The sequence below is a fragment of the Herbaspirillum sp. SJZ099 genome (assembly GCF_007828355.1).
GTDB lineage: Bacteria > Pseudomonadota > Gammaproteobacteria > Burkholderiales > Burkholderiaceae_D > Herbaspirillum.
Genome location: NZ_VIUO01000005.1, coordinates 196,149 through 221,816 on the forward strand (window position 1 = coordinate 196,149; position 25,668 = coordinate 221,816).

General features: G+C 60.5%; 23 protein-coding genes. 1 reads left to right on the forward strand and 22 read right to left on the reverse strand.

Annotation, left to right across the window (positions count from 1 at the left end; all coding sequences use genetic code 11):
* Positions 1 to 38: 38 nt before the first annotated feature.
* From FB597_RS13225 to FB597_RS13325, 21 genes are all read right to left on the reverse strand, one after another.
* Entirely contained in the window at positions 39 to 1,814 is a 1,776-nt protein-coding gene (locus FB597_RS13225; RefSeq protein WP_144769800.1) for a hypothetical protein, read from the reverse strand.
* A gap of 377 nt (positions 1,815 to 2,191) precedes the next feature.
* On the reverse strand, positions 2,192 to 5,809 hold the full coding sequence (locus FB597_RS13230; protein WP_222428646.1) for a hypothetical protein: 3,618 nt from the start codon (positions 5,807 to 5,809) through the stop codon (positions 2,192 to 2,194).
* Between the two features lie 164 nt (positions 5,810 to 5,973).
* Positions 5,974 to 6,735: a hypothetical protein gene (locus FB597_RS13235; protein ID WP_144769802.1), complete on the reverse strand. Its 762-nt coding sequence runs from the start codon at positions 6,733 to 6,735 to the stop codon at positions 5,974 to 5,976.
* A 23-nt stretch (positions 6,736 to 6,758) separates the two neighbouring features.
* Positions 6,759 to 7,841 carry an IpaD/SipD/SspD family type III secretion system needle tip protein gene (locus FB597_RS13240; protein ID WP_144769803.1) on the reverse strand — a complete coding sequence of 361 codons (1,083 nt, stop codon included), beginning with the start codon at positions 7,839 to 7,841 and terminating at the stop codon, positions 6,759 to 6,761.
* Between the two features lie 11 nt (positions 7,842 to 7,852).
* Positions 7,853 to 8,962, reverse strand: coding sequence for an IpaC/SipC family type III secretion system effector (locus tag FB597_RS13245; protein WP_144769804.1), 1,110 nt, complete (start codon positions 8,960 to 8,962; stop codon positions 7,853 to 7,855).
* Between the two features lie 29 nt (positions 8,963 to 8,991).
* Complete coding sequence (sctE, locus tag FB597_RS13250; protein ID WP_144769805.1) at positions 8,992 to 10,833, reverse strand: type III secretion system translocon subunit SctE; 1,842 nt, start codon at positions 10,831 to 10,833, stop codon at positions 8,992 to 8,994.
* Positions 10,799 to 11,302 (reverse strand): type III secretion system translocator chaperone SicA, encoded by a 504-nt coding sequence (gene sicA / locus FB597_RS13255; protein WP_144769806.1) that lies wholly within the window; start codon positions 11,300 to 11,302, stop codon positions 10,799 to 10,801. Before sicA ends, sctE begins: the two co-directional genes overlap by 35 nt.
* Before the next feature lie 115 nt (positions 11,303 to 11,417).
* Positions 11,418 to 12,464 (reverse strand): EscU/YscU/HrcU family type III secretion system export apparatus switch protein, encoded by a 1,047-nt coding sequence (locus tag FB597_RS13260; RefSeq protein ID WP_144769807.1) that lies wholly within the window; start codon positions 12,462 to 12,464, stop codon positions 11,418 to 11,420.
* Between the two features lie 2 nt (positions 12,465 to 12,466).
* Positions 12,467 to 13,237: a type III secretion system export apparatus subunit SctT gene (gene sctT, locus FB597_RS13265; RefSeq protein ID WP_141913538.1), complete on the reverse strand. Its 771-nt coding sequence runs from the start codon at positions 13,235 to 13,237 to the stop codon at positions 12,467 to 12,469.
* 18 nt (positions 13,238 to 13,255) lie between these two features.
* Positions 13,256 to 13,510 (reverse strand): EscS/YscS/HrcS family type III secretion system export apparatus protein, encoded by a 255-nt coding sequence (locus FB597_RS13270; RefSeq protein WP_141913539.1) that lies wholly within the window; start codon positions 13,508 to 13,510, stop codon positions 13,256 to 13,258.
* A gap of 3 nt (positions 13,511 to 13,513) precedes the next feature.
* Entirely contained in the window at positions 13,514 to 14,218 is a 705-nt protein-coding gene (locus FB597_RS13275) for an EscR/YscR/HrcR family type III secretion system export apparatus protein (RefSeq protein WP_304599191.1), read from the reverse strand.
* Complete coding sequence (locus FB597_RS13280; protein ID WP_144769809.1) at positions 14,172 to 15,173, reverse strand: FliM/FliN family flagellar motor switch protein; 1,002 nt, start codon at positions 15,171 to 15,173, stop codon at positions 14,172 to 14,174. The genes FB597_RS13275 and FB597_RS13280 overlap by 47 nt, the downstream gene beginning before the upstream one ends.
* Positions 15,170 to 16,351 (reverse strand): hypothetical protein, encoded by a 1,182-nt coding sequence (locus tag FB597_RS13285; protein ID WP_144769810.1) that lies wholly within the window; start codon positions 16,349 to 16,351, stop codon positions 15,170 to 15,172. The genes FB597_RS13280 and FB597_RS13285 overlap by 4 nt, the downstream gene beginning before the upstream one ends.
* Positions 16,333 to 16,782, reverse strand: coding sequence for a hypothetical protein (locus FB597_RS13290; RefSeq protein ID WP_144769811.1), 450 nt, complete (start codon positions 16,780 to 16,782; stop codon positions 16,333 to 16,335). Before FB597_RS13290 ends, FB597_RS13285 begins: the two co-directional genes overlap by 19 nt.
* Positions 16,772 to 18,073, reverse strand: coding sequence for a type III secretion system ATPase SctN (gene sctN, locus FB597_RS13295; protein ID WP_144769812.1), 1,302 nt, complete (start codon positions 18,071 to 18,073; stop codon positions 16,772 to 16,774). The genes FB597_RS13290 and sctN overlap by 11 nt, the downstream gene beginning before the upstream one ends.
* On the reverse strand, positions 18,070 to 18,480 hold the full coding sequence (locus FB597_RS13300; RefSeq protein WP_144769813.1) for a hypothetical protein: 411 nt from the start codon (positions 18,478 to 18,480) through the stop codon (positions 18,070 to 18,072). The genes sctN and FB597_RS13300 overlap by 4 nt, the downstream gene beginning before the upstream one ends.
* A gap of 25 nt (positions 18,481 to 18,505) precedes the next feature.
* A complete protein-coding gene (locus FB597_RS13305) occupies positions 18,506 to 20,578 on the reverse strand; it encodes an EscV/YscV/HrcV family type III secretion system export apparatus protein (protein WP_144769814.1) in 2,073 nt (690 codons plus the stop codon).
* Between the two features lie 7 nt (positions 20,579 to 20,585).
* Positions 20,586 to 21,725 carry a type III secretion system gatekeeper subunit SctW gene (gene sctW / locus FB597_RS13310; protein WP_183405719.1) on the reverse strand — a complete coding sequence of 380 codons (1,140 nt, stop codon included), beginning with the start codon at positions 21,723 to 21,725 and terminating at the stop codon, positions 20,586 to 20,588.
* Positions 21,715 to 23,424 carry a type III secretion system outer membrane ring subunit SctC gene (gene sctC, locus FB597_RS13315; protein WP_183405718.1) on the reverse strand — a complete coding sequence of 570 codons (1,710 nt, stop codon included), beginning with the start codon at positions 23,422 to 23,424 and terminating at the stop codon, positions 21,715 to 21,717. The genes sctW and sctC overlap by 11 nt, the downstream gene beginning before the upstream one ends.
* An 11-nt stretch (positions 23,425 to 23,435) precedes the next feature.
* On the reverse strand, positions 23,436 to 23,966 hold the full coding sequence (locus FB597_RS13320) for a helix-turn-helix domain-containing protein (RefSeq protein ID WP_183405717.1): 531 nt from the start codon (positions 23,964 to 23,966) through the stop codon (positions 23,436 to 23,438).
* A gap of 108 nt (positions 23,967 to 24,074) precedes the next feature.
* Positions 24,075 to 24,629 carry a lytic transglycosylase domain-containing protein gene (locus tag FB597_RS13325; protein WP_141913550.1) on the reverse strand — a complete coding sequence of 185 codons (555 nt, stop codon included), beginning with the start codon at positions 24,627 to 24,629 and terminating at the stop codon, positions 24,075 to 24,077.
* A gap of 223 nt (positions 24,630 to 24,852) precedes the next feature.
* Here FB597_RS13325 and FB597_RS13330 point away from each other — a divergent pair, with 223 nt between their 5' ends.
* The gene (locus FB597_RS13330) at positions 24,853 to 25,158 is read left to right on the forward strand and encodes a hypothetical protein (protein WP_144769815.1); all 306 of its coding nucleotides are present in this window, start codon (positions 24,853 to 24,855) and stop codon (positions 25,156 to 25,158) included.
* A gap of 176 nt (positions 25,159 to 25,334) precedes the next feature.
* On the opposite strand, the gene FB597_RS13335 is transcribed toward FB597_RS13330, so the two are convergent.
* The gene (locus FB597_RS13335) at positions 25,335 to 25,643 is read right to left on the reverse strand and encodes a multidrug efflux SMR transporter (protein WP_144769816.1); all 309 of its coding nucleotides are present in this window, start codon (positions 25,641 to 25,643) and stop codon (positions 25,335 to 25,337) included.
* Between the last annotated feature and the right edge of the window lie 25 nt (positions 25,644 to 25,668).

Consider the following 25,668-nt stretch of genomic DNA (forward strand, 5'->3'; position numbering starts at 1 on the left):
CCGGGGCCGGGCGGTCGTGGACCACGGTGTACAAAGTGTCAGCGCCCACGTTCGGCCGCGCCGTTTGTGGCCTTGGGATGCCATATCCTTTGGGATACGTGCCGAATCCGCTGCCAGAGAACCTTGAACGATTTTCGGATCCTGTTCAAAACCTTCCTGCCGGCATTGATGTGATGGATACCGCCCTCTCCGATCGAGATATCGTAGTGTTCCAGGAGGTATGGCCGGAGCACCCCAGATACATTCCTGAGGTTTATGTATGGCCCAATGCTTTTCTCCCCACTCAGAGACACTCTGTCCGGCTCATTGGGCGGCATGTTGCCCTCTGAGCGATATCCCTTGGAGCCCATTACACCCGGCTGCCAACCACGAAGAATTTCAGTGATCCGATCAGAGCTTGAGAACTCTTGTTGACGCGTTTCCAGATGCGGCCCATCGTCATTGCCTCGTTGTCCGGAAGAGTCGGAAATGCTATGCAAGCCAACCTCAAGCGCGTGCGGAGACCCTGTCTGCGACGATGTTGCTCCTGTCTCGCCCAACCCGCTGCCCTCCGGGATACGCCCATCGTCCTGGAGGTGTTGCTGAGAAACCGGGGGGACATTCATGGGGTTCGACAGCGGCATTAGCCACACTATGTCTGATTCAGCGTTTTCCGCCTCGCCCAGCGACGATATGTCTGATTCATCGCCTTCCGACCCGCTCAGCGACAATATGCCTGAGTCATTGAGCAGCACGCTGCCACTCGAGGCACGGTTCTCGTTTCTGATTCCATCCGAAACATTTCTTTCGGCATTGATATTGGCGACATTGCTCCCTCCGATCTTTTTGGCGGATGCCGAATCCGGCGCACCGACACCAAGAGCCTTGAGCCTCGCGATCGTTCTTTGGATCGTATCCGAACCATTCCGGCCGGCATTGATATTGGTGGCATTGCCCCCTCCGATCTTTTTGGCAGGTGCCGAATCCGATGCATTGACACCGAGGGCCTCAAGATCGGCCGTCAATTTCTGGATCAGAGGAGAAACATTCCTGCCGGCCTTGGATTTGGCGACATTGCCCCCTTCGATCTTTTGCCCGGAAAATCCGGAAAAGCCGGAAGCGCCAGGCAAGCTGGCTGCAGGTTCCGGCTGAGAATCCGTCTGAGGCGATGCTGACCGCATCTCGACCATCTGGATATCGCGCCAGACATTTCCCTCGTCGCCCATGACGTTCTTTGGTTGGACGGTCTTCATCATCGCCTCTGCATCGACAACCATCGGTGCAAAAGGTTTTAGAACAACGCCTACCACTTTCGGAAGGTCATCGGTCACGCGCTGCTGCTCTGCAATGCTGCTCAGGTCTTCGGTCACGCGCCGCTGCTCTGCAACGCTGCTCGGAACATCGCGACGCCAATCGGCGATCAGACGTTCGACTGGATTGGCTGCGCCATCCGACGAAATCGCCATGCCGGGACGCTCCTCGCCTGCATGGCCAAGAACGCCTCGGTTGAAACCGTCCGATCCATCTTCCAGGCCAAACCCAACCAATAACGCGCGGTTATTGCGAGCGACGTTGCTACTGGCGTACCTCGCCAAAACGGCCTCCGACGAACGGCTAGAACCGCCAGGGCCACCATGGTACTTTTCCAGAAAATCCTTACACAAAGGGCTCGTACTGCCAGCGCCATCAAGGCTCTCATCCAAAGATTTCTCGAACCGACATCTCGTACTCCCGACATTACAGAGCAACTCAGCCACTAACGTAGATGGCTCAGTCGCCTGATACCTGGCTTTCATTGAGACAAGGGATACATCAACATTATTCAAAGCGCTCATGCAAAGCCTCTTTAAAAAATTAATCAAAATTGCTGGGCCCGGCGCATGTCACCCATGGAAATAATGCTCTTGCGATCATTCCCGAACGGCCACAGGCATTGCGACTTACGCATGTGCGCGACCTGCAGCAGATCCGGCCGGTCAGCGCCCAGGTCATAGACCGGTTACGCCTGTACGGCCGACAGCCCGGCGGTCATGAAACATACCCGCGGAAAGCCGCGCACTTAGGGGCAAAATTCACCGCAAGGCATCATGTTCCTCCAGCGACCGCTGGCTCATTCCCGGCGCCGGACACCCACCTCGAGGCGGAGCCGGCCAACGCCGGCCGGGCGACCGTGGGCCACGTTAGATAAGGCGACGCCTGGCCCCTCCCGCTTTTATCGCCGCCATTCGACACTGCCATCCTCCCGCACTTCCATCTCATGGCCTTGGTCGAGCTTATAGTAGCCCTCGGGAGACAACGACTGGAACTGGTCAGGCTCCAGCGTCGCATTGGCATCCTCCGGCAGCGGCGCGTCACTTCCGATCGCGCCATCGCGGCCTCTGGGTGTACTCGATACCGCCGCCTTCCACTTGTCATATTGGAACGTGGGAGCGGGAACTTCGAACGCACGGATGGAGGGACTGATCTGTATCGGCCGGTTGGTCGTGGACAGCGGCACATAAGCCGGCATCCCGGGACGCTTGCCATCAATTGTCTTGGCGTCACGTCCGACGATGTCGCGACCTTCAGAAACGCTCGGGACAGGGCCTGCTTGCAATGGGTGCCCGGAAAGGCCGCGAGCGCCAGGCTCGGTATCCAAAGGCTCCCGCGGGGAACTCACCTGCGAAGATGTTGCTCGTGGTTCGAACTGCGGGCTTCCTTGCGAGAAGTCCTGGCGAAGCGCGCTGGCTCGGAGCGTAGCCATGGCCCTCGTCGAGAGGGATTCCGCTGGCGGTTCGAGCCGGGAACTGGTTTCCGACAAGTTCCTGGGAAGCATGTTCCTGAACATAGTCGCCCCCCCTGTCAAGAGCAACTCTGGTTGCGTCAGTGACAATGTGGCGGGTGACAAGCGCGGTGCAGGCACCGGCTCAGCATACTTTGGCGACGCTGCTGTTGCTACCTCAGCTTCCGGCTGGAAATCCGACCGCGCAGAGCCTTTCTCTTCCTCGACCGGCTTGGTGCGTTCCTTGAGTGACTCGAACTCATCGATCATCTCTTGGAGATCCGCATCGATCTTCTTCGTTTCCTTCAGCCCCTCGTCCAAGAACCCGTCAAGCCGTTCGAAGCTTTTCTGATGATCCAGATTGACCTTATCGAGGCGCTGTTCCTCAACAGTACCGGAAACGTAAGGCAAGCCAACCGAAGATTCCGCCAAAGGAACCTGCGACGACGCAGCTACTTGTTCCTCGGCTGCCGGCCGAGAATCCACCTGTACCGCTGTTGCTTGCGCCTTGAGCGGCATGCTTAACTGAAGCGGAGTGAGCATCTCATAGGTGCCCGCTACCTCAGTCTCCGTGCCCAGCGCCTGGATGACAGCCTGCTGCGGATGGAAGTTATTCGCCATCGCGGACGAAACGCCCGTATTCCCGCTGTTCTGGCGGCGGGGTGCCGGAACCGGTTCATCAACCTCTGTCTTCTTGGCAAGCTCTTCGGAACTGGCCGGAGTCGTGCGCCGTTGCTCCACGGAAGTGCCGAGAGCGCCAGGAAAGCTAGCCGTGGATTCCGATGAAAGAACTTCCCGCGGCGCTTCTGTCGGCGCCTCGGTGTTCTGCCGCAAATCCGGCTGCGCTGGCGTTTCTTGTGCCTTGTCCAGCGTGCTGATCCCCTGGGATGGCTCTTCCCCATAGAGCATCTTATTGACTGCCTCTTTGAGACCCGCACGGCGAGCACTGATTTGTTGCCAGGAAAAATCGGAAAGGTCGGGCGTGCCAATCATGGATTCCGACGAAGAAACCTCCTGCGGCGCTTCTGTCGGTACCTCAGCTTTCGGCGGCAAGACCGGCTGCGCTGATCTTGCTTGCGCCTTGAACAGCGCACTGTCTCGCTGAAGTGACTCCGCCTCATCGAGCATCTTATTGATTTCCGCTTTGAGATCGCCAGGGCGGGCATTGCGTTGTTGCGCGGCAAAGTCGGAAACGCCAGAGTCGGAAACGCCAGGCGAGCCAATCATGGATTCCGACGAAGAAACCTCCTGTGGCGCGTCTGTCGGCACCTCGGCTTTCGGCGGCAAAACCGGCTGCGCTGATGTTTGTGGTATTTCGAGCGACGCGCTGCGTTCTTGAGAAGCCGTCTGCGACGCTGTGTCTGATGCCTCGTTCACCGCGCCGTGCCCCATGGCGTTTTCCGCCTTGACCACGGCCACTTGCGGCCCTTGGACATCCTGCCTCGCCTGCATGACGATCTCGTCGGAGTGTGCTGGAACCGGTTCGGCTCCCCCCGTCCCGTTGGCGCCCTCTTCGTGACTTGTCGGATAGAAGGCGGGACCGACCAGCACCGGCCGATTGGTCGTGGACAGTCGTGCATGAGGCGTCGACGCGCCACGCTTTAGCGTGCCATTGGGCCCCTGGAATGCGATATTCTTTAAATCCGGCGCACCGCCACCAAGGCTCTCCCACTTATCGCGCACCCGTTGGAACTCATCCGAAACATCCACCCCGGATCGGACAGCTTGAAACTCCTTGGAAATTTCTTTCAACTTCCCGGGATTGTCACGTACGAACTCCCGGGCAAACTTGCTAAAACCGGCAGCATTGTCTTCCTCACCGCGATGGTCAGCTTCGTACTTCTGGACAACTTCGTCCCACCCTGAATTGGAAGCTGCGGCACTGGCCGAAGAATCCGGCGGCGATCCTGCCGATGAACTCGTCAACCTGGCGGCTGCCTCGCTCGCCGGGCCGTGCGCCTTGGTATCGCCGGCGTCGGCCGTTACACCCTGCGGATGACGAACATTCTCCATTCCTGGAGGAACGCCCGTACCCGCGAGGTTATCGCGGGGCTGTGATGGCACCGGTTCCCCCGCCTCTTTCTTCTCAACAGGGTTTTCGACGTTGACATTGACATTCACGTTGAGACTGACATTGGCACTGGGTTTTTGCTCGGGAAATTTGGGATCTCCGGGCCAGTTAATCGTAATTTTGGAAGAAGAGTCCCTCTGCGAGAATACGCCTGGCCCATTGCGTTCCTCCCCAATCTCAGACGCTACGTCTGATTGATCGGACAGCGTGCCGCCATCCGAGCCATAGCTATCGCCACGCCTTATACCCTGCCGCGGCATGGCTGCCGTGTTCGTTTCCGCATCGGCAAACGTCGGGGGCTTTGCCGCGACCGCAGCGGGGAATTTGTATAGTTCGGCCGAGTACAGCAGCACGCGCAACCGGGTAGCCGCTCCGCGCAGGATATCGGCCTCGCTGCTCCCGACTTTGCGAAGAGAAGGGGCGCTCATGCTTTCGACCGCATAGGCTGCGCGTGTCGATATCTCCAAAGTGCGCTGTTCCTCGTTTTGGCTGGCGCCATCTGAGCCGGCTTCCAGACACTGGCGAAGGGCCGGCTCCAGACGGGACGTCAGGAACCTGTCGTAGATCGCCTTGTCGCCCTGCACGGCGCGGTTGATGGGAGCAAGCGCGGCCTGCACCTTGTCATAGCGATTTCCTTGGCGGTATGCGATAAAACCCGATCCAGCCCCCAATTTATCCTTGACCATCAGGGCGCACAGCTTACGCCCAAGCTCGTCACAATTGACGGAGTCATTGCCTTCCTGGCGCAGCGCCAACAAGACCAGGGCGATGTCCTCGACAGAGGTACGCGCAACGTCGTATGCGGCGTCGTAAATCTGGCGCGCCTTCCCGCCATCGGCGGCGCTGTCGAAGAGAGCGGCCACTGCCTCATCCCGGACCGTATCAAAGAGTCTCAGCACGCCTGGCTTACTGGCCTGGATTTCCGCCGAACGGCTCGAACTGCCGGCGCCAATGAACTGCTGCCCCAATAGCGTAGGCGGCTCATCCGCTCCACGCATAAAAATGCTTTCAACAGGGGACGTGCCAACAGAACTCAAAGGTGTCATAAAAATAAACTTAAAAAAAATTAATCAGAATTGCAGGAAGTTGAACCGCATGCCCGGCATGCCCTTGGTGATTCAAGCAAATATCTTGCGGAAATCCTCGAAACGGCTATCGCGCTTCATCGCCATTTCCAGAAGGACTTGCTCCTTGAGTGGCCTTCCCGGGCCTTGGCAATGCGCTTACCCAATTTCACTACCTCGTCATGGAGATTGCCTGACCTGTCGCCGGCAAAACCCGAATACTTCCCCAGCCCCTCGTGCATTACCAGGGCGTACAGTTCATGTGTGAGCGCATCACAAGTGTCGGATCCATTGACGCTCTTGCGTATATCTAGCAGGCGGTTGACCATTTTCTCGAAAACGCCAAGCGCTTTCGGTGTGCTTCGTTCGCACATATCGCGCACCCTCCGCAGTTGGACGGGGTCGGTGAAGAGGGAATCCATCGCCTTATTCAGGTCGAGTCCCGCTCCTTTTTGCTCAAGAACTGCGCCTGCCGTGGTTGCCGTGGTTGCCGTGGTTGCCGTGGTTGCCGTGGCTGCCGTGGCTGCCGTCGCTCTTCGCTCAAGGGCCGGACCTGCCGTGGATGCCGTCCCCCTTCGCGCAAGGGCCGGACCTGCCGTGGACGCCGTCCCCCTTCGCTCAGGGTACGGGCCTGCCGTGGCTCCCATCACCCATTGCTCAAAGGCAGGACGAACCGCGGGAAATTGCGGCCCCGTTTGCTCAAAATTCGAACCCGGCCAGGTCGTCTTCATCTCCTCATACCGACGATTCGAACTTTCAAGCCCGACGATCTGCGCAGCCAGCATCGTATTCGACGAAACCGTTTGATATGGGGTATCCCCTATGTTGATGGACACACCATTAGTAATCCAAGGGAACATGGAAAGACTCCTTAAAAGATGGATCAGAATTGCAGGAACTGGCGCAGCATGTCGGTCATGGACTTGATGAGCTCAACGATGGTCTTCTGGAAATTCTGGAAATTGCCATAGTCATTGTTCTCCTTCTGGCCGCGGGCCTGCAAACTGTCCTCCACGCGACTCATCTGCGAATCGAAGCCTGCTTTCCATGCGTTATAGGACGCAATCGAAATACGGTGGCCATTTTCCTGCGCAGGCAGGCCATCGCGCATCTTGCGCACCTGGCTAAGATCGGGGATGACGCAATATGTGCCGTCGGCGGAGTTCTTGTAACAGCACTGCCCCTCATCCAGGCCAAGGAGCTTGCACACCGCCTTGGCCTCGTCCTGGGTCAACCCGCCCCTGGGCGCCTTGCCGGCGATGAGCTGGCTCTGCGACGGCGGATCGTACTTCTTGAGCAGGCCCTCAAGCGCCTTCTTGATATCGCCGAAGTCGACCTTCATGTAGTTTTCGTTATCGGAATGCACCCATTGACCGAATTTGCCGAGGATGTCCGAGATTCCCTGGTACATCTTGGTGTATTGATCCAGTGCGGCGGCATATTTGTCCTGATTGCCGTTTTCCCACTGGCTAATCGCGTCCGACAACTGCTTCCATATTTCGTTGAGACTGTTGCCTGTGCCTGCTTGCCCCGGCCCGGCCGACGCGCCAAATGACTGAAGCCGTTCATTGGAATCGCCGGCGCCGTCGTTTTGCATCAGGCCGGCGAAACGCTGCACGGCCGCCTTTGTGCGCGGAAGGTCCAGCTTGTCGCTCAGCATGGCGTCCGCCAGCGCCTCCCGCAGGGCCGGCAGCTTACGTTGATCTATGCCGCCGGCTGGCCCTCTCTTCAGTGCGGACTGGATCGCCTCATGAACCTTGGTACGCGCATGGCCGGGTTTCTCAAAAGCTGCCTGCATAGCCAGGGCAGCCCCCAACAAAGTCTTGTAGCTGGCTGCCCGAGTGCCATCAGCGCCGCTGGCAAGCGATTCGCCGGCCTCGATTTTTTCCTGACCAACCGAATCGGGGTCGACAGCATCGTTCTTGGCGGGCGATATGTATCGTTGCGCGTGTTGTGTGATTTCCATATGCGCGTCCGTCAGACCCTGATCGCCTGAACGATCGAATCAATCGTGCTGAGATTTCGATTCGATGCCGTATCGACCAAAGACAATATCCTGGACAACAGTTGTTGCGAGCGTTCCGCTGCCTGCTCTTCGTTGTGCTGTACATTCGTGGCCACGCCGCCTTCGGCGTCGTTGCGCTTGGCCACGGCATTATCCGCAGCCGCGGCGGTACCCGCTCCGGCCTGCGCCGTGCTGGACAATGGCTGTCCGAATGAAGTGACGACCTGGCCGCTGAATTGCTGATGCCCGTGCTTTTGCTGATTTTCGTACTGCGCTATCCCCAATTCGCCTGCATGTGGTTCCTGGCTCAAACCCGGTTGGCGCAGCACCGCGTGTTCTTCTGCGGTCAGATGGCGCTGTTGGTCCGTCAATGAGGCGATCTTGCCGTTGGTATTGAGCTTGTTCACGTGCCCCGGCGCGTTGACGTTATTGAGGGGCGAGGCCTGACGGTTCAGCGCATTGTTCAACTCGGCATTCTCTTGGTGCATCTGCCGCAAGCTTCGGCCATTTTTGGAGAGATTTTTTATCTGCTCCGTCGTACCCTTGGCGTGCTGGAAAAGTCCGACGCCAGACATAGCCGTACTGAGCAACATTCCGCTGATCGCCCCTCCCAGGTTGGCATTGGCGGCACTGATGCCATTGGCGCCCGAGGCTTGGGCCTGCTGCACCGAAATCTTGCCGAACTCGGCCGCGGTATGGCTGCGGGAGGTGTTGACCTGCCCCAGCAGAACCATCAGCATGAACAGCAGCTCCAACAGGCGATCCACACCCGATCCCTTGCGCGATTCATCCTCCACGCCAGGCAGCTTGCTGTCGAGCATCTGGCCGATCTTCGTGCCTTTGGTCTCGTCGGCCAGTTGCTTGAGCATACCGATGAGCTCGGTGCGCTGCTCCGACGACATGCCGACCAGATCATTCTTGAGCGACTCGCGCCTCTGCGCCGATTGAGCGGTATCGTCCAACTCCAGATCCTGGAGAAATTCCGACATCGGGTGCAAGTCCTGCGCTTGTTTTCCCTGGATGGATACATCCGTCAGATTCAGGGAGGCGCGCAAAACGGCCGATTGCGATGTAATTTCCATGATGAACTCCTTTTCGTAAAGTACGGCGCTCAGGCCGCATGAGCGCCGCGCACGGCGCGCGCGGCGACGACGCCGGTGTCGGCATATTGCTTGATGACTTGACTGGCGTAAGCGAAGAAGTGTTGCGAAGACTCGAATGATTTCTTGAGGGCTTCGAGCAGATTGGCAGACATGTCGTTGATCAGTTCCTGCTCGCTCATCGTCAGCTTCATGCTGGCGACAATCTCGGCGACCTTGCGGTTATCCACCTGCACGCCGACATCCAGGCCACTGGTAATGACGGTCTTGCCGAAGTTGACGCCAGCCGCGAGGCGCCCAAGATTCTGGGAATATATCTGCTTGCTGACCCCATCGGTGGACAAGCCCAGGCGCTGGCTGACGGCATCGAACATGCGGCTCGCCCCATTGGATGCCTGGCGCGCCATTTGCGTGACCGCTTTCTTCAGCATCTCCGGAATCAGCTTGCCGATGGTCTTTTCCATCACCTTGCCGAGCACCGAGCCCAACCGGCCAACCACGTTGGAAACCGCGCTGGCCACGGCGCTGCCCGCGCCGGTCACCGCCAATGCCACCACGGCGGCGGCCATCACCACCGAGACCACGATCATGGCTGCCATGCGGGCCGTCTGCTCGTCCACCCCCAGGCCCGTCATGATGCCCGCGACCTTGTCCATGACGAACTGCAGCACAGGCTGCAGCAATTTCATCACGGGTGCCATCGCTTCCTGCATGAAGGACTTGTCGGTGACCGCCTGATAAATCCCGTCCGCCACCATCAGCGCCAGGCCGATGCCGGCAAGGGCCAGGCTGGCGCCGCCGGTGAAGGCAGCGCCGATGAAGGCCACCGCCGTCACCACCGCGCCCAGGATCTTGCCGACACATCCCATCGCCTTGTTCATCGCCTCGGCCTTGGCCAGATCCTTCTCGGCCTTCTCGGCATCCTTGAGCAATTTCTTGGAGCGGATGTCCGCCTGCACCTGGAGCAGTTCCCGTTGTGCCTCCGAACGGGTCTCGCCAGCCTTGAAAAGAAGCTCTCCCAGTTTCGTCATCAAGCGCAGCATGCGGGCGATGTTGCTGGCGTCGCTCTTCATGGTCTCGCCGCGCACGGCAACCTTCTGCACATTGGCCTTTTCCAGCAACTCGTCGACCTTCGATTGCAAAGCCAGGACATGGCCCTGCTGAGCCTGCACCGCTTGCTTGCCATGCGTCACGTCAACCATGGCCGCGGCCACCGATTCGCGCAAGGCATCCCGATGCTGGCGAACGGCCTCGTACCCGGGCGCCTCAGGATCCATCGCCGCCAGTTGCGCCTCGGCCTTGAGCAGCTCCTGCTGCGCCTCCTCGAGGGCTTGGCCGGATTGCTCCAGCTTGCTGCTCAGCGCTTCGAGCTGATCGAGCGCCTCTGCCACCTTGCCTTGGGCGGCCTCGTATTCCATCGCCAGCCGCGCGCTGCCGGCGTTGCGCACGGCATCGCGCACGGCGGCCGAATGCGCATTGAAGGCCAGCTTGCTCAGATTGGCGCTTTCCAGCGCCTTCGCCATCGAAGCCAGCAGCTGCCCAGCCTGCCGGGTATCGGTCGCGGCGCCGCCACCAGACCGGGGCGCCGCCAGTTGCGGGCGATCGATCATGGCGCCGGCCTGGACGCGGTGCTGCGTTGATGTGCCGCCAGTTTCAGCGGCCGCGTCGGCAACCACCGCGGCCAGTTCCGCGGTAACCTCCTGCGCCTTCCAAAGCACTGTGGGCGGTATCTTCCCCAGCTGACCGGCGCGTTCATTCATGACGTGATTGGCGAGGAAATCGATGCTTCCCTGCGCCCTTGCGTTGACCGTACTCATCTCACTTTTCCTTGTGTTTTTTGGTTGCCGCCCCACCGGACCGGTAGCGCTTCAAGACCGTCAGATAGGCTTGGGCTGCGTCCTTCAATGCCTCGTCGTCGGCCTGCTCCAGCACCGCCTTGAAGCATTGACTGGCCTTTCCCGATTTACCCATCGCCAGCTGGCATTGGCCGGCGTATAGCATCGGCCGGTAGTCGTCATGCCCCTGGGCGAAGGCGACGGCATACAAATCGGCGGCTTTCTGGTGCATCTCCTTCAACTGGTAGACCGCGGCCAGTCCCATGAGAAAATCGACGCAATAAAAGTCGTAGATGCACAGGAAACGGAAAAACTTCTCCGCCTCATCCAGCCGCCCCTGCTGGTAGAAGTCGTAGGCCAGGCGGTATAGCCCGTCCATTTGCTCGTCGGAGATCCCATGGATTTCCTTGAGCGTGACTCCCTGGTTGACCGCATCGAGAATGACTTCCAGGTCTTTCTCTTCGGCCTGGCCATATTGATGACTCATGTTGCTGCTCCTTTCGCGTCATCAAACGACAACGTCAGTATCAAATGACCGTCCGCGCCGCGCATTAAAAAAACGCGCATGCGGACGGCTCCAAAAAATTCCTTCTCCGCCACACTCAACTTTCCTCGCCCATGCCGGCCTGTTCCACCTCCTGCAGCCAAAGCAGCAGGTGCACCACAGCATGGATCTCCTTCAGGCTGACCATGTCGTAGAGTCGGTGCGTGCGATACAGACGACGCGCCAGCGGCACGTCCACGATCACCGGCACGCCGACCTGCTCGGCATAGCGACGCACGGCCAGGGCCCGCTGGTTGCGCTCACGCACCGACACCAGCGGAATGGGGCTGAGCTCGGGCTTGAAGTAGATGCCAATGGCCACGTGGGTCGGGTTGGCGATGACCATGCGCGAGTTCTCGATGTCGTACTTGTCCTGCGCCGTGAGCAATTCCATGCGCACTTCCTTGCGCTTTTCCTTGATCATCGGGTCCCCCTCGTTCTCCTTGCGCTCGCGCTTGACCTCCTGCTTGTCCATGCGCAGGTCGCGCAGGTAAATGAACAATTCGACAAGCGCATCCAGAACCAGGATGGCCGCGATGCAGCCCAGGCACGCCAACACCATGTCCACGATCATCTTGCGCCACAGCGCGATAATGGCCGGGACCGATGCATGGACCTGGGCGAATATCTGCTCGCGATGTTCGTTCCACACCAGCACGATGGCGGCGCAGAAAGCGGCCAGGTACAACAGGGTCTTGACGAGTTCCTTGACCGTGCGCACGCTGAAGATCTTCTTGAATCCCTTCATCGGGTTCAGCACGCCCAGATCGAACCTGATGGCCTGCGTGGCCAACATGCCGCGGCTTTGCAGCAACGAAACCGAAACCGTGGCCGCCACGCTCACCGCCAGAATGGGCAGAATGACCTGCAGGCCCAACAACAGCACCTCGGCCACATAGTCATGCAGGTCCAGCGTAAAGCCGCTGCGGGTGGCGCCGATGAAGGCCGCCCCCAGTCGCAACAGGGAGCCCAGCCACACCACTGCCAGTACCCCGCACAACATCAGCGCGGCCACCACCAGGTCACGCGCCTTGAAGGATTGCCCGCGGCGGCCGGCGTCGCGGCGTTTCTTGGGCGTGGCTTTCTCGGTCTTGCTCTCGGCCATGCTCAGTTGCTCCGGAACCAGTCGGGCAAGCTGCGCGCCATCTCGCCCAGACGCAGGATCTCGTCCGGGAAGATCGGTCCGAAGTAGATCAGCAGCACCACCATGGCCACCAGGCTCTTGACCGTGAGCGACACCGAGAAGGCATTGAGCTGCGGCGCGAAGCGCGACAGCAGCCCCAGGATGAATTCACACAACAGCATCACGGCAATCACCGGACTGGACAGCACCACCATATGCGTGACCAGGCCGGTGATCATGCTCAGCAAGGGCGCCTCGGAAAACCGGCATCCCTGCAGCGGATCGCACAGCCGGTAGCTGTCTCCAATGGTCCGTACGAAGGCCATCAGTCCCCCGCCTTGCAGATAGACCACACCCGCGAAAAGATTGAAGAGATTGGACAGATCGGACGTATCCACGCCATTGGCGGGGTCGATGCTGCTGCTCAGCGTGGCCCCGCGCTGATTATCGATAAAGTTGCCCACCGCATGAAAAATCCAGAAGGGCCAGGCCAACAGCGCGCCCAGGATCACGCCCACCAGCACTTCCTGGACGATGGCCGCAAGATAGCTTGCGGTCTCGATGCGCGCCATGGCCTCGATGGGAACCGGCCAGAAGGCCAGCGCCACGAGCATGATGACGGCGCTGCGGGCGACGCCGTTCAACACGCTGCTATTGAAGAACGGCAGCATGAAGAAGACGGGCGCCAGCCGGGCGAAACCCAGCGTCGCACCCAACATCCAGGTGTGTACGTCGAAAAACAGGGAGGTCCGCATGTTGCCGCTACGCTTGCCTCAATTCAGCGCCAGGCGGATGACTTCGCGCCCGAAATTGACCAGGACCTCGCCGTACCAGCCTGAGAGCAGGAACAGACACAAGCTCACGCACAGCAGCTTGATGCCGAACGGCAGCGTCTGCTCCTGCAACTGCGTCACCGTCTGAAACAGGCCGACCAGCAAGCCCACCACAGTGGCGACCACGACCGGCCACAGGACCAGCATGAGCACCAGGTACAGGCTCTTGTTACCGGCATAAACGATATCGCCCATCAGTCAGCCTCCCGCCGCCGGCTTGATGTATTGCAGCAGCAATCCCTGGCTCAGGATGGACCAGCCGTCCAGCGCCACGAACAGGATCAGCTTGATCGGCACCGAGATCACCACCGGACTCATCATCATCATGCCCAGCGACAACAGGATGCTGGAAATCACCAGATCGATCACAACGAAGGGCAGGTACAGGTAGAAGGCGATCTTGAAGGCGCTCTTGATCTCGCTGAGCGCATAAGCCGGCAGCAGCGCGAACACCGAGACGCGCTCCGTTTGCATGCGCGGGTCTCCCTGCTCCAGCTGACGGTCCGACTGGATGCGATCGAAGAACTCGGTCAGCTGGAGGTCGCTGTACTTCTTCAGATAGTCGCGATAAGCATCCAGACCGTTGTCGACGAAGGAACCAACCGATGCCAGACTGGAATAATCAACCGGATTCTCACGCTGGTAGTCATAGACTTTCTGCGCCACCGGCAGCATCACGAAGGCCGACATCATCAGCGCCACCGCATTGAGCACCAGGTTGGAAGGAACCTGTTGCAAGCCCATCGCATTGCGCACCATCACGAAGACGATGGAGAATTTCAGGTAGCAGGTGCCGGCCGCCATCAGGAAAGGCAGCAGTGTGGCAAATGCCAGCAACCCAATGAGCGAAATGTCATTAGACACGAGGCGCCCCGGACAATGCCTGCTTACCCCCAAGCTCATGCAACTCCACCCCCAGGCGGCCATTGATCTCGACCAGTTCCCCCATGGCCAGGCGCATGCCATTGGCCACGATCTCCACCTGTTTTTCCGCTTGCGGATCGAGCTGCAGCACTTGGCCACGATAGAAGGCGTCCAGCTGCGCAACGGTGTATACGCGGCGTTGCAGGATGAAGTCCAGCCGTAGCGGAATCTCGCTCAGGCTGGTAGTGCTGGCCTCGGCGTGCGGTGCGGGATCGTGCCCGATGGCGAACGCACTGCCCGCGTCCTGGCTCGCGGCAGCCGGATTGTCGATAGGGTTGTCTGAATTCACGAATATTTCTCCATTTTCATTGATGCTGTAGCGCGCAATCGCCTTGTCGGCGCTACTCAGTTCAAAAGTTTCGGTGGCGATCAGCAAGACATCGCCGCGCTCCAGGCGCGCCAGCAGGGCGACGCTGACCCGGCTATATCCCAGGCGCCAGGCCAGCGCCACGGGCAGCTGACCGGCAGCCGCCGACAATGGCGCAGCCGGAATGGCCGAGACTTCCGGGAAGCGGTCCAGCCACACGCGCCCTTGCGGGGTTTTGACGGACAACAGTCGAGAGGACGGCGCCGGTTCCGTACCTGAAAAGCACAAGGTGGCGTACCGCAGCTCGGGCAGGGGCAACTCCACAGGCTGCTCGGCAAGCTCGAACAGGCTGCGCGCATACTGCGTGGCATCGCCCTGGCGCACCGCCAGCGCGGCGACTTCGGGCGCCACGCTGGCCAGCCATTCGTCCAGGTCGAGAAAGCCCTCCCAGCACAGGCCATCCGCGAAGGCTTGAAGCGCTACCAAAGCCGGCGTCTTCGGAACGGGCCCATAGGCCAGTTTCCCGGCCAGCGCCGGATTGCGCCGGGGCCAATTCGCCAGCGCCGCGCGCGCCATCGCTTCGCGCATCGTCACGGCGCGCAGGTTTGGCAGACGAGGATGGCTCACTGAGCCTCCTCATCCTGGCTTGCGTGCCGGCCATGCCGTCGGTCATGCCCATGCTCGCCTTGCTCGCGCTCCTGCACGAGCCAGGGTCCCGGCGTGCCGGCGGTGTCGACATGCGCCCCCAGGCGTTGTTCGACCAAAGCGCTGCCGGGATGCAGCAACAACGGCGCGTTCGCCATCTGCACTGAGCCCGTCTGGCCGGTGCCGGCGGTCACGCTGACGGTATGCTGCTGCCCCCAGGAACGGAAGCTGTAGGTCCATTCCTGCCGGGCCGGCGCTGCCGGCTCCGCGACGTGGTGGGTGCCGGTGGCGAGCCCGGCGCGGGCTTGCTGCGCCGTGGCCGCCGGCGCGGCTGCGCCATGACTGGCGTCGCGCGCGGCTGCCGGCATTGCGTGCACTGCCGGCGCGGCTTCGCCAGCCACACCCGTCGCGCGCTTGCGTGTTGCCACCATGTGTTGTGCCGCGTCTGGCCGATCGGCCCCGCCCTCGGCGCTCTTCTTGTCCGGCGCTACCTGAACCGGCAAGGCGGCGAGCGCGCCAACACTGTCGTTCGCCTTCGCAAGCTGCGCTCCCGACGCCAACGACGGCGGATTTTCCGGCCCGGACAAGACACCATGCGCAACGAGACTCGCGCTCGTCGCGCCGGCCCGTGCGGGCGCCGAGCCGCGCGTTCCCCGCGTACCTTCCTCGGGCAAGGCGACGAGCGCGCCGATGTCCCCGCCATCCTGCGCCGAGCCGCGGGTTCCCTGCGCCCCTTCTTCGGGCATGGCAACGAGCGCGCCGATGCCCCCGTCCGTCTTCGCGGGGCGCGCCAGCGGCGTCAATGGCGCCAACGGCCGTGGATTTTTCGAACCGGACAAGATCCTCGCCCCACCATCCTGCGCCGAGCCGCGCGTTCCCTGCCCTCCTTCTTCGGGCATGGCGGCTAGCGCATCGATGCTGCCGTTCGCCCTGGTGGGCTGCGCCAGCGGCGTCAATGGCGGCCGGTTCTCCGGCATGCCCCAGATCCACTGGCCATACTGGGCCAAGACTTCGCGCACCTCGTCGTGCTCGTGCATATGCTCATCGCGCCTATCGCGCTTGTCGGCCAGGCGACCGTGCAGGTCCCGCAGCCCCTCGTCGAGCCTGCCGGCGTCCTGCATTGGTTGGATATGGGCTATCCTTATCGGGGCCATGACCATCTTTCCTCCACTTCACATTCTTCGGTTTCCAACTGCCGCAAATGCTGCTTGCGGCTTCTTTCCTTCATGAACTCGCGGTAGCGCTCCAGCTGCTGTTCCTGCTTCCGGCACAGCACCTGTTGCGTGTCGACTTGCTGCTGGCATTGCTGCCTGGACTCCTGCTGTTGCCCCAATTCCAGGCGCAGGGCCTGGCTGCGGCGACGGTCGACGGCGCTGCTGCGCAGCCAGCCGAACAGTTTCTGGCGATCCAGGCTCATTCCCTCCAGATCGCCGGCGCCAGCCAATTGCTCCTGGAGCTGCAACTGGCCCTGGAGCTGGAGGCAGTGATCTTCGATCGAGGCCAGCCGCTGGCGCTCGCCTGCCAGGTGTTGCAAGCTGGTCCGCAGGCGCTGCTGGCGGCGCCGCAACAGTGCGTGGTATTTATGCGGCAAGATTCATCATCTCCGTCAACATGGCCTCGTGCTGCACGACCTGCCCGCTGCCCTGTCGCAGCCAATCCTCCAGCGCGGGCCGCTGCTCCAGCAGGCGATCATTGCCTGCGTGCTCGCCGGGACGGTACTCCCCCAGATCGAGCATCATCTGCAACTCCTCCAGCCGGGCCAGCTTCTCGCGCAAGACGCCTGCGGCCCGCAACTGGCCTGGCGAACATATCTGACCAGCCACACGGCTCAGACTGCGCAGCACATCCACGGCCGGGTAATAGTTACGCGCCGCAAGCTTGCGGCTCAGGTAGACGTGGCCATCGAGGATGGAGCGGATTTCCTCGGCAATGGGATCGACTTCCTCATCGCTTTCCATCAGTACCGTGTAAAAGGCGGTGATGCTGCCTTCGGCGGTGACGCCCGGCCGCTCCAGCAAGCGGGGCAAGGCTTCAAATACCGATGCGGGGTAGCCGCGGCGCGCCGGCGGCTCGCCGGCGGCCAGCCCGACGTCCCGCAAGGCCCGCGCATAGCGGGTCAGCGAATCCTGGATCAGCACGACCTGGCAGCCTTGGTCACGGTAATGCTCCGCCACCGTGGTAGCGAGCAAGGCTGCATTGCTGCGATCGATGGACGAGGCATCCGAGGTCGCATAGACCACCACGCTACGGGCGCAGTGGGCGGAGGACTTCATCTGCTCGACGAACTCGGTCACTTCGCGTCCCCGCTCGCCAATCAGGCCGACCACAAACACATCGGCGCGCGCCTGTCGCATGAGCATCGAGACCAGGCTGGTCTTGCCGGTGCCGGCCGGGGCGAAGATGCCCATGCGCTGGCCCACGCCGCAAGTAATCAGCCCGTCGAGCACGCGAATACCGCTGTGGAAGACCTCGCTGATGGGCCGGCGCTGCGCCAGGGACGGCGGCGCCGCATCCAGCGCGCGCCAATGCGGCGCGAGACCGGACGCAACAACCGGCGCCATGCGGGCCTCCTGCTGGCCGTTGGCATCGAGCACGGCGCCGAGCACGCTGTCGTCCAGCGGCACCGTGAGAGAGGCGCCGGTGGGCAGCAGCAGCGACTGGCGCGACAACCCGCGCGGATTGCCCAACAGGCTCAACACCGCCATATCGCCGCGAAAGCCGACGACCTGCGCGCGCGCGGCCGAGGCATCGTCTTGCCAGTGGCGCCGCACCTCGCAGACTTCGCCTACCGCGACGTCGCGTAACGGCGCTTCGATGATGGGGCCGGACAGGCAATGCGGATGCACGAAGCGGCGCAGCAATCGGAGTGGCTGCGAACTCATTGCCGTATGATGTCCAGCAGGCGCAATTGGCGGGTCAGGAAGGCTTCCAGCGCCTGGCCCAGATCCTTGGTATCGCTCAGGTCGATGTCGTCCAGGTCGGTGTAGAGCTGCAAATTTCCTTCACTTTCGCGCAATGCGAGCTGCTTGCTGGCACTGTAGGGAAACGGCGTCATCACTTCCTGCTGCAGCGCCTCCGAGCGCAATCTCACGAGACTGACATGGAATTCGCACAGGTCGCTCCAGAGCATGACCTGCTCCTCCAGGCAAGTGATGAACAAGGGGGGCCCATCCTTGAGTGTGATCTCCACGGTGGCGCCAGGGTCGAGCGGGCGAATCAATGCTGGATTGCAACCGCTTTCAACCAATGTTTTCCTGACCAGTTTCACCCAGGTGTCTTGCGGGATCATGGGATATTCCTTTCCTTAAAATAAGTCAGATGACCTTGAGGACATTGACCTCGACGTTGCTGGCGACCTCGCCGAACGAGATGACTTCCAGGTCGCGGAACCGCACCTCCAGGAGTTTCTTCACGAAGCGACGTACGTCCACGGCGGTCAGTACGATCAGGTCCTTCTGCGCGATCGGGAAGCTCTGGAACACCATCGCGAACTTGTCGATGATGTCATCGGATACGGCAGGTTCCACATTGAGGAAAGCGCCGCTGGAGTTCTGGCGAATGCCTTGGCGGACCTGTTCTTCCATCTCGGCCGAGAGCATCACCACGCGCAGTTTGTTGTCCACGGCAAACTTGTGCGAGATGTAACGGGCCATCGCGCCGCGCACGTGTTCCACCAGCGCGATGACATCCTTCTCGCGGCCGCCCCATTGCGCCAGCACTTCCAGGATCAGCTTGAAATTACGGATCGATATGCGCTCGGAGAGCAACCGCTGCAACACTTCTGCGATCTTCTGCACGCTGACGTTACGCAGCACTTCCTTGAGCAGGTCGGGCGCACGCGACTCCATCTGGTCCAACATCTTCTTGGTTTCCTGGATGCCGAAGAATTCCGGCACATGCTTGACCAGGATCGCCGCCAGGCACTGGTAAAGTTCGTCCTCGGCGCTACGCAACTGAAATCCCAGTTGCGTCAGCGCTTCGTGGTGCGCGACATCGACCCAGTGGGCCTCCTGTTGCGCGGAATCAGGCACGATCTCGGTAGCGATTCCCAGTTGCTCGATCTCCGAAGATATGTTGACCACGCGCAGCTTGCCCCAACGCAGTTGCAGCACCTCGGTGCGAATCTCGTTGATCAGCAGGCTCACGCTGTCGTGCTGCTGGACGGCCGACTCCCGCACCATGAACTCCGGTAGCCGCACGCCATAGTCGATGAAGAACTGGCTGCGCAGGCGCTGCGCCAGTTGCTGGTCGGCGAAGATCGGCGACTTCCCCTTCGGCACCAGCAGGATGAACTCCACGGTCTCCTGGGCGACCTTGTCCAGATCGTTGATCAGGGATAACTGCCGGGACGCCGATTGTCCCTCTTCGCCGGCCGCGAGCGCCGACTCGGACGATTTCCCCGGTGTGGACGCCCCATCCATCCCTTTCCTGCGGCGGTTGCCAAAGTAGAGAAACACGCCCAATGCCAGCGCCAGGACCAGGAAAGCCGCGGTCGGGAACCCCGGCAGGAAGGCCACTATCACCGCCAGCACGGCAGCGATGGCCACGGCGAAGGGCATCCCCAGCAACTGGCCCATGATGTTGCGCCCCAGATTGGCGTCGTCGCCGCTGATGCGGGTGACGATGAAGCCCGCGCTGATCGAAATGAGCAAGGCCGGGATCTGCGCCACCAGCCCATCGCCGATGGTCAGCATGGTGTAGGTCTGCAGCGCCTCCGAGGCATCCATATGATGCTGCACCATCCCTACCGTAATGCCGCCCAGCAGGTTCACCAGGATGATGATGATCCCGGCGATGGCGTCGCCCTTGATGAATTTCATGGCGCCGTCGAAGGAACCGTACAGCTGGCTCTCGCGTTCCAGGATGCTGCGCCGTTCGCGCGCGCCCTCGGCATCGATGACGCCTGCCTTGAGGTCGCCGTCGATACTCATCTGCTTGCCGGGCATGCCATCCAGGGAAAAGCGCGCAGCCACTTCAGCCACTCGCTCCGAGCCCTTGGTGATGACGATGAACTGGACAATGGTGACGATGGCAAAGATCACGAAACCGACGATGAGCATATCGCCGATGATGTATTGGCCGAAGGTCGCGATGATCTGGCCGGCATCGGCCTGGGTCAGGATCAGGCGGCTGGTGCTGATCGAGAGCGCGAGCCGGAACAGCGTGGTGATCAGCAGGATGGTCGGGAATGTCGAGAAGTTAAGGATCTTGTCGACGTAGAACGCCCCCATGAAAAGCAGGATCGCGATAACGATGTTCAGAGCGATCAGGAAATCCACCAGCACCGTCGGCAACGGAACGATCAGCATGGCGATGATCATCACCATCAGCATGACGATGATCAATTCAGGCCGGGATCTCACCTGCTCGAAAAGTCGGGTAATCATGCAGCGCTCACTCTGCCTGGCGGCGTTGCTGCGCCAGTTCGGCCGCATAGCTGTGGTCGAGCAGGCGCGCGAAGGCATGCTGGATATCGTCACGGATGATCTCGGCCTGGTCAGGCGCCTCCCCGGGATGCAAGAAAATCTCGGTCGGCAGCCGTTTGCAGGCGCTGCGCACGCCATCAAGCCAGGTCGAACGCTGCGCATGCGTCAGCAACAGGCAGGCATCCAGCGCTTCGCGCACCACCTCTTCAGGCACGATGTCGCGCTCCACCAGCGCGCACAGCAGCAGTAACCAGTCAGCCTCCTCTTCCTCGCGCGGCGGAACCAGCCTGCGTTCCATGAGTCCGCCCACGAACTCCCGGTCGGCACTGCGCAGCAGGCGCAACTTGCGCACCTGCTCCAACAGGTAGCCGAATTCCACGTGGCTGCAACTGGGGTCCTCCGCACGGATGTCGCAGCCCAGGGATTCCTCGACGAATGCCAGTACCTGGTGGCGCACCCGATAACCGTAGCTGGAGATCCACTCCTGGTAATCGTCGATGGCGCGACCATCGCTGCAGAGGAAGCGGCGGTAAGTCTGGCGTAACAACTGTGCCTCGAAACCCAGCGCGGCGCCGAACAGGCGCGCCTTGATCGCACAGTTGACACCGGCCTTGAGCCGCTTGGGATCGGCCTGGTCCATCACCGTCTCCAGGAGCTTTTCGATTCGGCGGCGCTGGATCGCCTCGAGTTGCCTGCGCCTGAGCAGTTCGCGCAGCACCACGACCAGGTCGCTGTCGTCGGGGAACAGGCTGCGCGCCCGGACCAGCAAGGTATCGATGGCCAGGTCCTGCACCGCCGTCACCGCCACCAGTTTTTGCGCCTTGGGACCGGCCTCCTCGTCGAGTACGCGCTCCAGTCCTTCGGCCGAACCGGCTTCCTTCTTCTCCAACTCGCGCCGGTTGCGAAACTGGGTTGCCACGCTGGCCATGTCATCGGCCATGTCGGCCAGCTTCTGCTGCAAGGCAGCCGGCGTGTCGGTATCGGCAATCTCGCCGTCGTCCGGAGCCGCCTGCGTATCGCTGGCGGCCTTGACCTCTTCCTTGTGGCGCATTTCGTTCAGCAGGCGCGCAGCGACGATCACGCTGCCGCCATGTACATTAGCTACCATGGTACAAATCCTCCGAAGATTGGTTGACCGTTTGGCGCGTCTTGTCCTTGGCCCGGATGAGCTTTTCCATCTCCATCTCTTCTTGCAGGTTGTCGGCATTCATGTCGATGCCCTCGGTGATCTCGCGGGGACGGATCAGGAACACCCGCACGGTGTTCTTGCTGAGGGCCTGGTGGTAACGAAAGAGGCTGCCCACCAGGGGAAGATCGCCCAGTAGCGGAATCTTGCCGATATGCTCGCCGTTCTCGCCGCGCGTATATCCGCCTACCAGCAGGCTCTTGCCCTTTGGCACGCGGGCCACCGTGCTGATCTTGGTGCGGCCAATGGTCGGCAGCGCGTTTTTGGAGCTGCCCTCGTTACGTTGCACCTCGCTGCCATCCTCGATGTTCAGGGAAAGTTCAATCTCTCCCTTGCTGGTGAAACGCGGCAGCACGTTCACCAGCGTGCCGTAGGTAACCTTCTGCAGATCGACGGCGCGCTCGGCCACCAGGGGGGTGTAGAAGGTGCGACTGTTGTCGAACATGGCCGGCGTGTTTTCCTGGGTCAGCACGATCGGGCGAGAGACGATCTGGGCCTTGTTCTCCTGCGCGAGCGCGAGAACGGTAGCCATGAAGCTGTTGCCTTCCAACGTACTGAAGGCGCCCATGCCGCTACCCGCGTTGAGGCTGGCGGAGAAGCGGTTGCCGAGAGAAACCGACCCTTGCCAGTTTATGCCCAGCTGATCCAGGTCATCCTTTTCCAGGTCGATGATCCACAAGGCCAGCTCGACGTGACGCTTCTCCTCGTCCAGCGCCTCGACCAGGTTTCGCACCAACCGGATTTGCTCGGAACTGCCCTTGACCAGCAAGCTATTGGTTTCGGGATAGGCCAGGATGCGAACATTGCCCGTGCCCTGCGGTTGGGCCTGCAAAGATGCGGTAGCGTCGGCTGCCTTCTTGATTGCCGAACTTTCAGGCGAAGGAATGACGGTTCGGTCGATGCGGGTATCCAGCCAGGGCGATGCGGTGGTGGTCTTGTTCACAACCGGCGCGGGTGAAGCCTTCCGTGCTTCGCCGGCCAGCAGTTTCTCGATCACCGTGGCAATGCCGGGAATGACGATGGTATCGTCGCGCCGGGTATAGGAACGGTCGGTGACGAAGGTATTGTTCAACTTGATGACCTCGACGCTTTGGTCGTCCACGCCGCCTTCCTGCGCATCCAGGAACTGCGCGGCCTGCGTGACCAGGTCGACATAGATTGGCGGACCGGCGACATAGAAGGTACGGATGTCGTCCGAACGCAAGGAATAGCGCCCATCGGACAAGCCGGACTTCTTCAGGAAGTCGGCCAGGGTCCGGGTTGAAATATGGTGCAGCCGGATGATGCTGTTTCTGGTCTCGCTGGCGTCATAGACATAAATGGCATTGCCATCGTAATAGGTGATCAGCCCCAACTGCCGGCTGATCTTGCCGACAATGTCACCGTCCTCGAAGTCGAACTCGCCCGACACCTGCATGCCCGCAGCGAGCTTGCTGACGATGATAGGTTTGCCAAGATAGGCGGAGACGCCGCCAAAGAAAGCGCGCAGGCCTTCTTGATGCGCTACATAGCCGGCCCCCTTGGTCTTGCCCAGGTCCTGCGCAAGCGAGACCTGGCAGATCGACAGAAAAAACACTACCCCGAGCCACCATACAGGGCTCAACCAACTCCATTTTTTCACACCAACTTCCTCTATTTTTTGATTTGCGCGTCGAACAGACGCGTTAGGCTCAGACCGGTCAATTTCTTGACCTCGCTGGAGAAATGCGAAGGGGATGCATAACCGTGGGCCATGGCCACATCAGTGACGGATTGGCGGCGCTCGATCACATCGAGCACCGCGCTGGCCAGGCGCCAGCCCGTGAGAGTCGCCTTCGGACTGTCGCCCAGGCTGGCGCGAAAGATCCTGCGAAAATGCCCTGCGGAGATACCATATCGCTCGCTCAAGGCCGCCAGCTTTTCATCTTTTCCCTGCTGCAACAAGAACGACACCATGGAATAAACCTCTGTGCGACGCAGACCGGCGGCGATGCACCGATACTCAGGCGTATCCTCGATGGCCATGCGCAGGAAACCTGCGGTAAGCCGCTTCGGATTGCCATCCAGCAGCCCGTCGGCAAAGCCGCCGTCCTCCTCCCCTTCACCCGAGTTGGACGGGATGCCAAAAGCATGATCGATAAACACTTGTAACTTGGCCAGAGCCCTGATTTCCGGGCCATTCATGGGACAACCTCCGTAATAAGTGGCGCGGTTCATTACATGCCCCGAAATGAAAAAATGTATTCGGCCCCGACCTATCCAAGATAAAACCCGAACCAAAGCAAACGTCAATCAATCGGGATGGGGGCAAAGGCTCGCGTGGGAAACTCCTCGCTTCGGCCGACCTCGCCCTTCCATGCGCACGGCGGCTGCATGCAGCACCAGGGACCGATAACGGCGTACCACGCGCGCGGCATAGCGTTCTCGCAATCCCTCGCGCGCCTGGCCGCCGCCGGCGTTATATGCCCCAACGGCGCGCCAGGTATAGCCGAACCGCGCGATGAAACCGGCCAGTATCTCCGCTCCCACCATGACAGACAGGCAGGCGTCTTTCTTCAAGCGCGCCCGCGTGATGCCTCGTTGCGCCAGATATGGAAAATGCATGCTGTTTATCTGCATCAGTCCCACATCCTCGCTGCCATTGCCATTGTGATGAAGCGCCCGCGAATTCATTGAAGACTCCACCGCAGCGATGGCTCTGAGCATGAGCGGGTCGATGGCATATTTCTTCCCCGCCGCTTCAAAGCAATCGGCATGAGCCAACAAAGGAGAAAATGCCAGCGCCAAACCGCAGGCAAGAAGCCATCGCGCCCTCCCAAGGCGGCAGATCAAATGCGTCAGATCCATCACGCGCCACCTCAACCCGGACAGACAGCACCTCATGCCGCAAGAGACCATCAGGCAACACGGCCCGAACGAATATCCAATCAACACAATAAGATCAATACAAGTAACATCTGCGCGGCCCACGCGGCGCTCATCCGGGGCCAATCCGACAGGAAGGAAAAGCATGCCCATTCTTTGAGACGAACGCCCATTATTGAGCGCGCATTCAACGTCGCAGGGCCCGATGCCGGAGGCATCTTTTCAAAATGCCATCGCTGCCGCAGCCAAACCCGGCGATTTGCAGCGCATCATTACTTCGAAGAAGAACTTGCTCTACGGACGACCGGATTTCCCGAGGCGCTTGGAGAGCCACCCAATCAAGCTTGCTTCGTTGAACGGCAACCGCCAGAAGCGCGACCGAATCTGCCCGGCAATTTCATCGCGTCTTTCGCAATGCCCGCCCTTAAAGAAGGAGAAAAAATGGAGAAATGCTGGAAGCCGCAGCGACATCACCAAGAGAATCTCGCGCAAACAAGTTAGAAATCCTTGAAACTTGGCACCAGTCTAGCGATTACCCGAAAACCGGGAAATAGGCCACCCTCCCAAAATGAACGGGCTATTTTCCTAATTTTTTTGAATGGCTTATGCGAAGGATTAAAACGCAGACGACTCCCCGGCCAGCGGAACCAGGTCCGGACACGCCATCGCTCCCCTTATGCGCACCAATTAGCGGGAAATACCTTTAGAGAAAATATTGATGATCAATACATCGATCACATTCAAGGCAATTCCCGACATGACATACGCATCAAGCTTCTGCTTGTGCGAAAACCGGGCGGCAAGGGTAATGAGAACACCCCCCCCGGCCCAGATCGCGTAAGCGGCGCCGATTGGCTTCAAGGCATGGGACAGGCAATAGAAGGAATGGCATATCCCCCAGCAACGAAAGCCGCTGAAAGCGCGGCTGAAGTCGTTTAACGATTTCAGCACGGTCGTTGCAATGACCTTCACGATGATAGCGATGGACAACGTGATGCAAGCAGCCCCCCCCCCTGTGCAT